General features: G+C 36.4%; 16 protein-coding genes and 1 pseudogene. 16 read left to right on the top strand and 1 reads right to left on the bottom strand.

The genetic code is table 11. The features are described 5' to 3' along the window. Nucleotides 1-12: 12 nt before the first annotated feature. The 16 genes and pseudogenes from ACQ76T_RS13650 (at nt 13) to ACQ76T_RS13575 (ending at nt 13114) form a co-directional block, all read left to right on the top strand. Nucleotides 13-567: a prolyl hydroxylase family protein gene (locus ACQ76T_RS13650; protein WP_431343858.1), complete on the top strand. Its 555-nt coding sequence runs from the start codon at nt 13-15 to the stop codon at nt 565-567. A gap of 102 nt (nt 568-669) precedes the next feature. After that, entirely contained in the window at nt 670-1005 is a 336-nt protein-coding gene (locus tag ACQ76T_RS13645; RefSeq protein WP_431343857.1) for a hypothetical protein, read from the top strand. 2 nt (nt 1006-1007) lie between these two features. Continuing rightward, a complete protein-coding gene (locus tag ACQ76T_RS13640; RefSeq protein ID WP_431343856.1) occupies nt 1008-1859 on the top strand; it encodes a hypothetical protein in 852 nt (283 codons plus the stop codon). Beyond that, the gene (locus ACQ76T_RS13635) at nt 1860-2978 is read left to right on the top strand and encodes an adenylosuccinate synthetase (protein ID WP_431343855.1); all 1119 of its coding nucleotides are present in this window, start codon (nt 1860-1862) and stop codon (nt 2976-2978) included. Between the two features lie 63 nt (nt 2979-3041). Beyond that, nucleotides 3042-3515 carry an Appr-1-p processing protein gene (locus tag ACQ76T_RS13630; protein ID WP_431343854.1) on the top strand — a complete coding sequence of 158 codons (474 nt, stop codon included), beginning with the start codon at nt 3042-3044 and terminating at the stop codon, nt 3513-3515. 135 nt (nt 3516-3650) lie between these two features. After that, on the top strand, nt 3651-4883 hold the full coding sequence (locus ACQ76T_RS13625) for a TIGR02452 family protein (RefSeq protein WP_431343853.1): 1233 nt from the start codon (nt 3651-3653) through the stop codon (nt 4881-4883). Continuing rightward, nucleotides 4880-5515 (top strand): annotated as a pseudogene (locus tag ACQ76T_RS13620) (DUF4291 domain-containing protein). Before ACQ76T_RS13625 ends, ACQ76T_RS13620 begins: the two are co-directional and overlap by 4 nt. After that, a complete protein-coding gene (locus ACQ76T_RS13615) occupies nt 5512-6423 on the top strand; it encodes an ADP-ribosylglycohydrolase family protein (protein ID WP_431343852.1) in 912 nt (303 codons plus the stop codon). The pseudogene ACQ76T_RS13620 and the gene ACQ76T_RS13615 overlap by 4 nt, the downstream one beginning before the upstream one ends. Then, nucleotides 6413-6919 carry an O-acetyl-ADP-ribose deacetylase gene (locus ACQ76T_RS13610; protein ID WP_431343851.1) on the top strand — a complete coding sequence of 169 codons (507 nt, stop codon included), beginning with the start codon at nt 6413-6415 and terminating at the stop codon, nt 6917-6919. The genes ACQ76T_RS13615 and ACQ76T_RS13610 overlap by 11 nt, the downstream gene beginning before the upstream one ends. A gap of 80 nt (nt 6920-6999) precedes the next feature. After that, on the top strand, nt 7000-7686 hold the full coding sequence (locus ACQ76T_RS13605; protein WP_431343850.1) for an SIR2 family NAD-dependent protein deacylase: 687 nt from the start codon (nt 7000-7002) through the stop codon (nt 7684-7686). Further along, nucleotides 7686-8630: an ADP-ribosylglycohydrolase family protein gene (locus ACQ76T_RS13600; RefSeq protein ID WP_431343849.1), complete on the top strand. Its 945-nt coding sequence runs from the start codon at nt 7686-7688 to the stop codon at nt 8628-8630. Before ACQ76T_RS13605 ends, ACQ76T_RS13600 begins: the two co-directional genes overlap by 1 nt. Further along, a complete protein-coding gene (locus ACQ76T_RS13595) occupies nt 8627-9751 on the top strand; it encodes a hypothetical protein (RefSeq protein WP_431343848.1) in 1125 nt (374 codons plus the stop codon). The genes ACQ76T_RS13600 and ACQ76T_RS13595 overlap by 4 nt, the downstream gene beginning before the upstream one ends. Further along, nucleotides 9720-10262: an RNA 2'-phosphotransferase gene (locus ACQ76T_RS13590; RefSeq protein WP_431343847.1), complete on the top strand. Its 543-nt coding sequence runs from the start codon at nt 9720-9722 to the stop codon at nt 10260-10262. The genes ACQ76T_RS13595 and ACQ76T_RS13590 overlap by 32 nt, the downstream gene beginning before the upstream one ends. Next, nucleotides 10259-10468, top strand: a complete 210-nt coding sequence (locus ACQ76T_RS13585) for a hypothetical protein (protein ID WP_431343846.1) — start codon at nt 10259-10261, stop codon at nt 10466-10468. The genes ACQ76T_RS13590 and ACQ76T_RS13585 overlap by 4 nt, the downstream gene beginning before the upstream one ends. Before the next feature lie 4 nt (nt 10469-10472). Next, nucleotides 10473-11201: a metallophosphoesterase family protein gene (locus tag ACQ76T_RS13580; RefSeq protein ID WP_431343845.1), complete on the top strand. Its 729-nt coding sequence runs from the start codon at nt 10473-10475 to the stop codon at nt 11199-11201. Between the two features lie 188 nt (nt 11202-11389). Further along, a complete protein-coding gene (locus ACQ76T_RS13575) occupies nt 11390-13114 on the top strand; it encodes a hypothetical protein (protein ID WP_431343844.1) in 1725 nt (574 codons plus the stop codon). Between the two features lie 60 nt (nt 13115-13174). Here ACQ76T_RS13575 and ACQ76T_RS13570 read toward each other — a convergent pair whose 3' ends face one another. After that, nucleotides 13175-14056: a cupin-like domain-containing protein gene (locus ACQ76T_RS13570; RefSeq protein WP_431343843.1), complete on the bottom strand. Its 882-nt coding sequence runs from the start codon at nt 14054-14056 to the stop codon at nt 13175-13177. Between the last annotated feature and the right edge of the window lie 45 nt (nt 14057-14101).

Genomic DNA, 14101 nt, shown 5'->3' with positions numbered 1-14101 from the left:
AAAATATTCATCATGGAAAAGACAGAACTGCATCCACAAATATTTCTGATTGAGAGTTTTCTGACTGATACTGAGTGTGATCAATACATCAGTTTGTCACAGGAAAAAGTTTTTGAAGAAGCAAAAATCAATGCCTTTGGACGACAGCTGATGAATAAAGGCATTAGAAATAACGATAGGCTGATGATCTTCGACAGTAATATGGCTGAAGAACTTTTTGAAAAAGCGGCAGCATTTCTTCCAAAGGAACATGAAGCGTATAGGCTTAGGGGTTTTAATGAAATGTTCAGAGTGTATAAATATGCTCCCGGACAACAATTTAAAATGCACAGAGACGGTAGCTACATCCGGAATGAAAATGAAAAAAGCTTCTACACTTTCCTGATTTATCTGAATGATGATTTTGAAGGCGGAGAAACCGAATTTGAAAACCTATTTACTGTAGCCCCTAAAAAAGGAACCGCATTAGTCTTTTATCATCCTTTAAGACATGAAGGAAAAACACTCATCAGCGGACTGAAATATGTTCTAAGGACAGATGTAATGTATTCACTCACAAATTCATAAGCGGGAAGAATATAAAAAATGTTTTCTTTTGGGAAAAACGGAGTGTAAAATTATGTCATTTTGTTTTTGCGTAATAAAAACACAAAAAAAATATAATACATTATGGAAGATGAATTACAACCAAGGTTTATCGAATCATTACAGAGAAATAATGATCAGATCAGAGAAGACCGGGCCAGAACAATAGGCGCAGATTCTGAATTGATTTACAGAAGGCGCGTTGAAGATCTTGAATTAAAAATCAAAAGACTGGAACGGGAGCAGGATGGACTTATTGACATCAGCCCTTTAGACAGGAACAGCTTAACCTTTGCGGATTTCAATCCCGAAGCATTTGTTCAGAAAGACATGGAATTATCACTAACAATCAGAAATTTGAATATTCAGCTTGAAATCACCAGAAAAAGATTTGAATATTTATTTGGAAAAAAAATTTAACAATGGGAAGTACAAGATACGATATAGACGCTCGTTACAGCAAAGCAACTAAAGAAGGATACAGAACAAAATCTGCAGCTGAGATTTTCACTCAGAATGCCAAAAGAAAAGCACACGAATCTATGAATCCTAACGGAATTTCTTTCAGAGAATCCAGAGATTCGGAAGTTCATCCCAATTCAATACCTATTATTTTAGGATTGGATGTTACAGGAAGTATGGGACATATTCCACACGAACTGATCAAAGAAGGATTACCAAAACTGATGGGAGGAATCATTCAGGGCGGAGTTCCAGATCCGGCATTGCTCTTCTTGGGGATTGGCGATCATGAATGCGACGGCTATCCGCTACAGGTAGGGCAATTTGAATCCGGAGACGAAGAACTGGATATGTGGCTTACCCGTACTTATATTGAATCCGGCGGAGGGGGAAATGCAGGGGAAAGCTATCTTTTAGCATGGTATTTTGCCGCTTTTCATACAAGAACAGATGCCTTTGAAAAAAGAAAACAAAAAGGGCTCCTGTTTACCGTGGGAGACGAACCGTGTTTAAAAACACTTCCAGCTTCTGCCATCAGAGAAATTATGGGAAAAGGCCAACAAACTTATACCTATACAGAACTGTTGGAAGAAGCGAAGAAAAAATACGAAGTATACCATATCAGTGTTTTACATTCAGATCAGGCACTAAGAGCAGATGCAGGATGGAAGGAGATTTTGGGACAGAACTGCATATCAATAGAAGATCACAGAGACATTCCGAACGTTATTAAAAACATCGTTTGTAATCAATTTAAAAATAAGACCTTCGGAACATTAGGAAATGAAGGAGTAGACATTCAAATGCTTTAAATGATGAAAAAGGCGCAAATTGTAATAGGATTGGGTTTTGGAGATGAAGGAAAAGGAATCACTACCGATTTTCTGGCTTCTCAAAACCCGGATGCAATAGTTATAAGATTTTCTGGAGGTCAGCAGGCCGCGCATACGGTGATGATTGATGATCAAAAACACGTTCATTCCAGCTTTGCCAGTGGAGCTATTCGTGGATTACCTTCTTATTTTACTGAGCATTGTACCATTCATCCTACATTTTTATTCAATGAACAAGAAGAATTAAAAGCAAAACAGGGAAATATTGAGCTTCACATTCATCCGCTTGCCAAAGTAACCACTCCGTTTGACGTCTGGCAAAACAGAACCAACACCAGAAATCTGGAACACGGAACGTGCGGAAAAGGAGTGGGAGCAACCATGAAGCGAAACGAAAGTCCTTATAAACTATTTGCCATAGATCTGATTGCGTCCAGAGAAATGCTGATGGAGAAGCTGAGAAACATCGCCTATTATTACGGTTTTACAGAAGAACAGGCCAGTGAAGATCTGCACGCTTTTTTGAAGGCAATTGATAACATAAACTGGAAAATAGAAGACTATACCTACCTGAATTCCTTCAATCACCTTATTTTTGAAGGCAGCCAGGGCATTCTTCTGGATATGGATCATGGAGTATTTCCCCATGTGACCTATGCCAGTACCACTTCCAAAAATGCCTATGAAGTCTGCAAATTTTTAAAAATTGAAGAGATTGAAATGTACTACGTAACCAGAGCCTATGCTACCCGCCACGGAAACGGATGGATGAGCAATGAAAAAGTGCTGAATCTGAGAAATAATGAAGAAGAAACCTGTACTTTTAATGAGTATCAAAAAGAACTTCGACTGGGAACATTAGATTATGACCTATTGAATTATGCCTTAAAGTTAGATAGTGCCTATGTTTTAGCCACAAAGAAAAACCTGGTGGTAACCTGTCTGGATCAATGGGAAGAAACATTTAAAATTGAAGATGTTAAGATGAAATTCGATACAGTTTTTGGATCTTATTCACCTTATTCAAAAGATTTTAAAAGAATTGAGATCTTTGCTGAGCAGAGCGTCTTTGCGAACTTTAAAAATAATCAGCAATAAAAATAAAAGCTTTGCGGACTTTGCGTTAAAAATAAATGTAAGAATATAAAAAATCAAATAACCATGAAAACTATAAAATATTTAAAAGCAGACGCTACAAACCCGCAAGTGGAAGGAAATAAGATCATTACGCATATCTGTAACGATATTGGAGGTTGGGGAAAAGGATTTGTTATAGCAGTATCAAACCGATGGAAGAAACCTGAAAATGAATACAGAAAATGGTTTCAAAATGGTGAAAACTTTATACTTGGAGAAAATCAAACAGTTCAGGTTGAAAATGATATTTGGGTTTGCAATATGATTGGTCAGCATAAAACCATTTCCAGTTCAAAAGGAATTCCGCCCATTCGTTATGAAGCCGTTGAAAAATGTCTGGAAAAATTAACAGACGAAGCGTTAAAATTAAGTGCAAGTGTTCATATGCCAAGAATTGGATGTGGTTTGGCGGGAGGAAGATGGGAAGAAATACAGTCTATTATTGAAAGAACATTGCTGAAAAATAGTGTAGAAGTATATGTTTATGATTTTGAATAAATAATTGCTCAAAATTTGAAACATTGAAAATTCTTTGTGAGCTTAGTTAAGTGAAACGCCTTTGCGGACTTAAAAACGAACAGAATAATGTGTAAAAAAACTTTGTGGACTTTGCATTAAAAAATAAAACATAAGATGAAAACAAACACTTTATACAGACCTGTTGGAGAAAAAGAAATGCTTTTAATTATAGAAAGCAATTTCAAAAGATTCCCACCAAGATTAGAATGGCAACCTATTTTCTATCCTGTTTTAAATGAAGATTATGCCTCAGAAATCGCAGAAAAGTGGAATACAAGAGATGAAGCAGGAAATTATCTTGGTTTTGTAACCAGGTTTGAAGTGTTGGATAGTGAAATAAATAAATATCCGGCACAAAATGTCGGCGCAAAAAATCATAACGAGTTGTGGATTCCCTCAGAAGAAATGGAAACATTTAATGACGCAATTGTTGGAAATATTGAAGTCATTAAAGTTTTTATAGGAAAAGGCTTCAAAAATCCTGCAAATGATGAGGTAGAAAAACTATTATTAAATATAAAAAAACTAACGATGACCAATAAAGGAATGGCAAAAGATACTTTAGACATCCTTGCCAAAAAATATTATATAAACGAAAACAACAAAAAAATAAATATTGAAAATGAACTGGAAACCAGTATAAAAGGAACCATTTTGTTTTCACCGGAAGAACTTTCCGAGCTTGCAGATCAACCTCTTCCAGACAATAATTTTGAAACTCAGTTTGAAGTCTGGAGATGTAGCTCACTAAAAGCCATATTAAAATTGTCAGAAGAAGAAAACCCGGAAAAGATCATGTGTCTAAATTTTGCCTCTGCAAAAAATCCGGGAGGTGGTTTTATCAATGGTGCAGAAGCTCAGGAAGAAAGCTTGGCGAGAACCTCCGGGTTACATGAAAGCTTACTCCAGGGTTGGGAATATTATACCATCCACAGAGCTATGGAATCCTGTTTTTATACCGATACGATGATCTACAGCCCGAAAGTTCCTGTCTTCAGAAAAGATAAAGGAGAATTGCTGCCTAAACCTGTTTTGTGTAATTTCATCACCTCTCCGGCAGTAAATGCTGGTGTCGTAAAACGCCAGGAACCGGAAAGAGCTCATGAAATTTTTGGAGCAATGGAGATCAGAACCGATAAAATGCTGGCCCTGGCCTTAAACCAGGGAAATGAAACGTTGATTTTAGGAGCCTGGGGCTGCGGAGTTTTTAAAAATGACCCTAAAGAAATTGCTGAATTATTCAGAAAATATCTCAAAGGGAAGTATAAAAATAAATTTAAAAGAGTGGTCTTCGCAATTCTTACCAAAAAAGAAGAAATGGTGAAGCCATTTGAAGAAATACAATGAAACTGAATATAAAAAAATATAAAGAGCAAATACAGACCTGGCCTCAAATAGGGCATCATATTATGGCTCAATATGATAACGAAAAAATCGTTGTCTATCAGTCCTATAAAAAGCAGATAGGAGAATTTGCCGTTAAACATCAGTTCTTTGGAGGTGGTTTCAGTCTGGAAAGAATGACATGGATAAAACCTAATTTTCTCTGGATGATGTTTCGAAATGGATGGGGTACAAAAGAAGCGTAGGAATGTGTTTTAGCCATTCACATAAAGATGGATGCCTTCAAAAACTATCTGAAAAACAGCGTGTATTCATCCTATACAGATAAATCGGGAATAACCAGAGAAGAATGGCAGGATCAGATCAAAGAATCATCTGTCAGATTACAATGGGATCCGGATCATGATCCGTTTGGAAATAAAATAGAAAGAAGAGCAATTCAGATTGGTCTCAGAGGAGAATTTACGAAACGGTTTGCTAAAGAAGATATTCTGTTAATAGAAGATATTTCAGACTTTGTAAAAGAGCAGCATCAGTTTGTAATGAACGATGATCTGGATAATCTTTGGATACCGGAGGAACACCCTTTATTATTCGATGATGAAGATCTAAACAGAAAATTAAGATTAACATGAAACCAGACAAACTCTTGCTTGCAGAACAGTCATTATTTGGGCTTTCCCTGGGAGATGCATTTGGAGAGAGCTTTTTTGGAGAAGAAAGTTTGATGAAGACTCATATTCATCAAAGAATTCTTCCTGAAAGTTCTTTGGATTTTACCGATGATACCATTATGTCAATTGCTGTTTTCAGGTCGTTGGAAAAATGGGGCGAAATCAAGCAGGATGACCTGGCAGAAGAGTTTACAAATAATTATTACCGGGATATCAGAAGAGGCTATGGGCCTTCCATGCATCAGTACTTCAGAGCATTGAATGATGGTGAGAGCTGGAAAGATGTTTCTTATGCAAAATTTGAAGGACAGGGGTCCATGGGAAATGGCGGAGCAATGAGAGCTTCAGTCATTGGAGCATATTTTTATGATGATCTTGAAAAACTTAAAAATGAAGCAGAACGATCCTGTGTGGTAACTCATGCCAATAAAGAAGCAATAGAAGGTACAAAAGCAATTGCTCTTGGAGCAGCCTTTGCCATTCAGGAAATATTGGGAATCATAAAGCTTGATCAACAAGGTTTTATTCAAAAAATTCAAAATGAATTGAATGATTCTGATATGAAAAGCAAGCTGAATAAAGCCCTTTATCTCAACGGAAACCCAAGTACTGAATTATTGATAAGAACACTTGGAAATGGCATCCAAATGACAGCACAAGATACCGTACCGCTTGTCATCTGGATGTTATCAAGATGTAGAACCAACTTTGATGAATGTCTTTGGAATACCGTTTCTGTATTAGGGGACAGAGACACAACCTGCGCTATGGCAGGAGGAGTAAGTATTTTATACAGTGATGAAAGCACACTTCCTGCTTGGACAAAAAAGGTAGAAAACTGGAAAAAAAGCCCATTTTATGATTATTGAACTAGTAAAAGGAGATATTACAAAGATTAACGCTGATGCCATTGTAAATGCAGCCAATTCCTCTTTACTTGGCGGTGGAGGGGTAGACGGAGCTATCCACAGAGTAGGAGGAACAAAAATATTGGAAGAATGCAGGGCAATCAGAAACAGGCAAGGCAAATGTAATACAGGAGAAGCAGTGGTAACTACTGGAGGAAACCTTCCTGCTCAATATGTTATTCATACAGTAGGCCCTGTTTGGAATAATGATGGAGAAAAATGTTCAAAACTTTTATCATCCTGTTATATCAATGCTTTACAATTGGCGGAAGATCTTGGACTGAGAACCATTGCTTTTCCAAACATAAGTACAGGAATTTATAAATTTCCAAAGGAACTGGCAGGAAAAATTGCTGTAGATGAGGTAAGAAAATTTAAATCAGATACCATAAAGAAAGTTATTTTTGTCTGCTTTGATGATGAAAATGAAGATATTTATCAAAAACTTTTAAAATAACTTCTACAAATTCAAAAACAAAAATATTCGTGTAATGGGGCAAAAAAGCCATTGTTGAACGAAAGATAAATTTTAAACCGATGAAAAAACTAACCATATTAACCGGCGCAGGAATCAGCGCAGAAAGCGGAATACAAACTTTTAGAGATGGAGACGGTCTTTGGGAAAATCATAACGTAACAGATGTAGCAAGTCCGGAGGGATGGAGAAAAGACAGAGCTCTTGTACTGGAATTTTATAACCAGCGAAGACGTCAGCTTCATGAAGTACAGCCCAACGAAGCTCACCATTTACTGGCAGAACTGGAAAAACATTTCAAAGTAAATATCATTACTCAAAATATTGATGACCTTCATGAAAGAGCAGGTTCTACTGATATCCTTCACATCCATGGTGAACTCTTCAAATCATGCTCATGTAACAACAAAGCACTCACTTATGAGCAGAAAGAAGATATCAATATGGGAGATAAGGCAGAAGATGGCGCACAACTGAGACCTTTTATCGTTTGGTTTGGGGAAGATGTTCCTTTATATCAGACGGCAAAAGAGATCGTGAAAGAAGCAGACATTTTGGTGGTCATCGGAACATCTTTACAGGTATATCCGGCTGCCGGGCTAATTCATGAGATCAAAGATAACTGCCTTTTAATTGTTATCAACCCTAATGAAACCGGTTTCGGATATGGACAGAGAGCTGTTGTGATGAAAGAACCTGCAACCAAAGGAATGAAGCTTCTGTTCGATAAACTCGTTAATCTTGCATAATGGAAAATAAAGTTAAAGCCGGTATTCTCGGTGTTTGTATTGGCGACGCGCTAGGCGTTCCTGTAGAATTCAGAAGCAGGGAGCAACTTAAACGGTCACCTGTAACCAAAATGCGTGCCCTGGGAACTTATTATCAACCTGCAGGTACATGGAGTGATGACAGTTCCTTGACTTTGTGTTTAGCAGATAGCTTGTGCTATGGATATGATACAGAGGATATAGCATTGAAATTTTTGCAATGGTATAATGCAGAGATATGGACACCTCACGGGCGCGTTTTCGATATAGGAATAGCCACAAGGCAAGCGATATATAAAATAAGCAAAGGATATGCTCCTCAATTGTGTGGTGGAACAAGTGAATTTGATAATGGAAACGGTTCTTTAATGAGAATTTTGCCCTTATTATTTTACATTAAAGATTTTCCGGTTGAAGCCCGTTTTGATAAAATTAAAGAAACATCATCTATTACACATGGGCATATTCGTTCTGTGATTGCATGCTTTATTTATCTTGAATTTTTATTGGAAATTTTAATTGGAGCAACGAAATTTGAAGCTTATCACAAAATAAAAAAAACCGTAAAGCATTTTTTAGACCATAATCCCATTTGCTCACAGAGTGAAATAGATAAATTTGATAGGATATTAAATAAAAATATCTTTGAATATGAAGAAGAGAAAATAGGTTCTAGTGGCTACGTCCTCCACAGTTTAGAAGCTTCTTTATGGTGTTTTTTAAACTCAGAAAGCTATTCAGAAGCCGTTTTAAAAGCCGTTAACCTGGGGGAAGATACCGATACTACAGGAGCCATTACAGGAGGAATTGCCGGAATTTATTACGGATTAGAAAATATTCCTCAGGAATGGATTTCAGAGCTGGTAAGGAAAGATGATATTGAAAAATTATGCGATAAGTTATTTAAAAAACTTCAAAACAATTGACAAATTTGACAGAACTTTATACACTCCTCTCAGAAAAAGAGCTGCTGGAGATTCAAGGAAATTTATTTAAAAAGTTTCCCCCTCATTTTCCATTGCACTTTTATACCGGGAAGATTTCGGAAATCTCCGATGAGCAGCAACAATTTCTTGTTAAATTTGAGATCGCTAATGAAGACCTGTCTCGTTTCAATATTCAAAATGATGGTCAGTTAACTATTAATACTATTGAGGATTTAAATAGAATAAATGCCTTGATTGATGATAAAATTAAGATCACAGGAATTTATGAAAATAGCAAAGAACCTGGCCAGGATATCATAACAATATTGGAAAAAGAAAAAAAGTTTTTTGAATTCAGGTTAAAGATATATTTGGATACCAACAGCAGAGAGATCATTCCTTACGATTATTTTGAACAGGAAATAGATTTTGATGATAATATTTCCGAATTTACCGAAGAAGAACAGGAAGCTTCAGCAAAATATTATGATGAAAAGAGATCAAGAATAAATACTGTGGAAGAAGCTGTTGATTTCCTGATCCATGAAGAGTTGAATGAAGACCAGATCAGCGAAATCAGGAATAAGTCACTATCTTCAAAATTTGACAACTTGGGTGGCCTTTTCGGTCAGGGAATGTATTTTAGGAATATATTTATTTATCCCAATAAAAACGAAAACTTTATACAGCATTTAAAAACCTATGATCCTCAGTATATGGTAGATCGCGGAGAGTTTGGAGAAGGAATTATAGAAGATTTTTTGTGGAGAAAGCTCAATCATTATGTCATAACAGAAGAAAACAAAAAGAAAATTGCTGAGCTTCGTAAAGAGGAATATAAGGAAGAGTCTTTTTGGTCAAACTATATAACGGAGCAGCTGCTTTCGTATAATCTTGATGAAGCCATTATTACGGAATATCTGGATTTAGAAGATAAAAAAGATACTGATGATGGTAATTTTATGGATTGCCATTATCAGCAAAAAAGAATTATAGCAGGGCTTTCAGAAGATGAATCCCGTATATTTGAAAACATGAAACAGGATTTTCTAACCCTACAGAATCTTGTATTACAAATAAAACATAACCATGAACGAAATAGAAAAGAAAAAAATAAGTAAATTTTTAAGCCTTATCCTTCGGCATCAACCGGAAGTTATTGGCCTGAAATTAGATGAAAATGGCTGGGCAGATGTACAGGAACTGATGGAAAAATCAGCCAGAAAAAGAATGAATTTCTCTACAGAAGAATTAGATGAGGTGGTAGAGACCAACAATAAGAAAAGATTCGCCTTCAACGAAGAGAAAACCATGATCAGGGCCAGCCAGGGACATTCTATCGATATAGATCTCGCGCTCGAAGCCTTACAGCCCCCTGATTTTCTTTACCACGGAACGGCAGAAGCCAATATATCTTCTATTTTAGAAAAAGGAATTGAAAGAAGAACCCGCCAGCACGTACATTTAAGTGCTGATAAAGAGACCGCTACGAAGGTAGGGATGAGACATGGTAAACCTATTATTCTGACAATCAGAACTGGCGAAATGCATGAAAAAGGAATATCATTCTATCGTTCAGCAAACGGGGTTTGGCTCACAGATTTTGTGGATTCAAAATATATTTCAAAATGACACGGGAAGAATTTGAAAAAATTGTAGAGAATTTTGATCCCGAAAAAGATGATCTTAAAGATAAAGTAGAGGAATTATTTGATAAAGGGGCCAATATAGTTGATATTTTTCGCTTTATCATTGGGATTCATGACTGCGGATTAAGAGAAGCTTATGAATTGGCCGAATCTTGTCCTAGCTACCATAAAAGATATAATATACAATAAACCCATGAGCAGAACATTGGTAATTGGAGACATCCACGGAGGATTTAAAGCCTTGAAACAGGTTCTTGAAAGAGCAGGAGTGACAGAAAATGATCAACTGATCTTCCTCGGGGATTATGTAGACGGATGGAGCGAGTCATCACAAATAATAGAATTCTTACTGGAACTTTCCAACAAACAGGATTGTATTTTCATCAAAGGAAATCATGATGCATGGTGCGAAGACTGGATGGCTTTTGGACAGAAACCCGATGTATGGCTTTTTAATGGAGGGAAAAATACCGTGGTAAGCTATGCAGATTATTCCCTTGAAGATTTGGATATTCATCTCGAATTCTTTCAAAAGATGAAAAACTATCATATTGACGATCAGAACCGGTTGTTTATCCATGCTGGTTATGCTTCTATGCATGGACCTGAAAGAGAAGTATATTCCAGCAACTACCGTTGGGACAGAACGCTCTGGGAAACAGCCGTAGCAATGGATAAAAAACTGGATAGGAATTCAGAACTATATCCCAAAAGACTGCTTTTGTATAAAGAGATATTCATTGGGCATACCCCAACATTGGATATTGGGATCAACATACCCGCCAATAAAGCCAATATCTGGAATATGGATACCGGGGCCGCCTATACCGGATCTTTATCCATTATGGATATCGATACCAAACAATTCTGGCAAAGCGACCCGCTTCCTTCCCTTTACCCAGATGAGAAAGGAAGGAATTAATTAAGAAAATCAAACAAAATAGAATGGCTTTTAGCCCGATAATCAATCCAACCTCACAGGTTTTCAAAACATGTGAGGTTTGTTTTTTAGATAACTTTCTCTTTTCACTATTTCCCATTTTTCTTAATCAACATATCCCTATTTTTCCCAAAAGATACCTAATTTTGAGCTCTTAAATAAAGACTTCAATGAAACTGAAATATCTCTTACTCACACTGCTATCTACCTTATTATGGGGACAAAAATCATTTCCGACACCTTTTGAAAAAGGAAATGGTAATCAAACGGTTACCTATGATGAGATGAATACCTATTATCAGGATTTGGCTAAAAAATTCAATACGATTCAATACCTTCAAAAAGGAGAAGATGACAACGGAAAACCCATTTATGTGGTAGTTTATAATCCCTTTCCAGAAAAAGATCTTGAAAAATTAAGAAAAACAAAAGCCATTCTTTTTGTGAATAATGGGATTCATCCCGGAGAACCGGATGGGATAGATGCAACCATGATGCTGATGAGAGATCTTGCGACTAAAAAGATCAAAACTCCGCAGAATTTCATCATTGCGGCTATTTCTGCGTATAATGTCAGTGGAATGCTGAACAGAGGATCTTATTCCAGAGCTAATCAAAATGGTCCTGAGCAATACGGTTTCAGAGGAAATGCCAGAAATTATGATTTGAACAGAGACTTCATCAAGGTAGATTCTAAAAATGCCAGAAGTTTTCAGGAAATTTATCAATGGCTGAAACCGGATGTATTTATAGATAACCATGTCAGCAATGGAGCAGATTATCAATATACCTTTACCTATATTTCAACCTTTAAAGAACGCTTGGGGAATGTTTTAGGCACTTATTTTTATAATGATTATCAGGCCAGAAATTTGGAGGACATGAGAAAATTGGGATATGAAAGTACACCGTATGTAAATATTCACGGGGATGTTCCTGAAGTGGGTTTTGCTGCTTTTGAAGACTCACCGAGATACTCAACAGGATATGCATCTTTGTTCAATTCTTTAGGAACAGTTCCTGAAACGCATATGTTAAAACCTTACGATAAAAGGGTAGACGCTACTTATCAATATATGTTGGTTAATCTTCATAATCTGGATCAGGATTATCATAAAATAAAACGGCTTAGGATTGACAACTTAAAGCAGTATCAGGCAGGAAAACAATACGGAATCCGTTGGAAAGTAGATTCTACGAAGTTTTCTACGATGGATTTTAAAGGCTATGAAGGAAAGTATAAACCCAGTGAAGTTTCCGGTAAGCCCAGATTGTATTACGATAGAAACAAACCTTTTACAAAGAATATAAAACTGTTTACTACCGCTGTTCCTACGGGATATATTACCATTCCTCAATATTATGTAATTCCGCAGGCTCAATATCGCATCATAGAAGAACTTAAAAGAAATGACATCCAGATGAAGCCCATTCTTAAAGACAGTACAATAGCGGTAGAATCTTACCAGATTAAAGACTTTAAAACCGTTAAAAATCCTTACGAAGGACATTACCTGCATTATGAAACTACAGTTGATACAGCAAAGAAAAACATGGAATTCTCGGCAGGAGATTACCTTATTTCAACCCAGCAGCCAGGTGTTAAATATATTATTGAAACCCTTGAACCTGAAGCATTAGATTCTTTTTTCAACTGGAATTTCTTTGACGGAATTCTCTCTCAGAAAGAGTACTATTCAGCCTATATTTTTGAAGATACAGCAGCAGAACTCCTTAAAAAAGACAGCAAACTAAAAAGTGACTTTGAAGCAGCCAAAGCTTCAGATAAAAAGTTGCAGGATGACGGGACCGCTCAATTGGATTGGATTTATAAACATTCTCCTTATTTTGAACAAAAAACATTCAGACAGTACCCTGTCTATAGGGTATTATAAATGTCTGATAAATAAGTAATAAGGTGTAAAAAAGACGTTTCATTTGAAACGTCTTTTTATTTATTTGGGTAAACCTCTTTTCAAGGCTATTTCTGCTCTTTTAATGGCCATTTTCTCTTTCCAGTCCATATATTTCTTCTTGAAATTAGACTTCATAATGTCATCAAACTTACGTTGTACAGTAAGATTCCATAAAGAATGTGCTTTTACTGCCCAAGATTTGTCCCATGCTCTTAAAGAAATAGAGAAACTTCCGTCCAGGTATTTCATCCAGTGCCACCATCCTGTAGGCATAAATAAAGTGTCACCATGCTCAAGAAAGCACTCGATGCCTTCCACACCATCCAATGCTGGGAATTTGGTGAAATCCGGGTTTTCGATATCGTAATCTTCCAATGCATACGTTGCATAAGGAATCTGGTATAACCTTTCTCTCCATTTATAATCAAAAAGAAGAATATGCTTTCTTCCGTTGAAGTGAGTATGGAAAATATGAGCCATATCAATATCGAAGTGAAGGAACGTTACTGATCCTTTTCCACCGAAGAACATATTGGGGTATTTATCCAAAAAGCCACCCATCAGTGCTTTAGGAGAAATATAATCTTCCAACAATTTCGGAGCATATTTTATAGGATCAAAAAGGAATATTCTGAGATCTGTAGGTTCACGCTGAATAAGATCTATGTAATCTCCAAATTTCATTTTAGCGGCGGAAGAATTGATGGGAGCAGAAGGGTCTGCCTTTGAACTGTCATATAGCGGGACCTCCACATCTCCTACAACCTCCTTCATATATTCCATCGTCCATTTTTGGTAAGCAGGCCACTTTTTTGCCATATTTTTGATGACAACGGGCCTTCTTGGCTTTAGATATTTTTCGAAGAATTCCTCTTTGGAAATATCATCTACGATATCTATAGGCTTTAAAATTATTCCCATTTTATTATTTTTATGTTACAAAATTATTAAATTAATATTTACAAG

The sequence above is a fragment of the Chryseobacterium sp. JK1 genome (assembly GCF_050632815.1).
In the GTDB taxonomy this organism is placed as follows: Bacteria; Bacteroidota; Bacteroidia; order Flavobacteriales; family Weeksellaceae; genus Chryseobacterium.
Note: the sequence above shows the minus strand (reverse complement) of the source record. Positions and strands in the feature narration are given on the sequence as shown.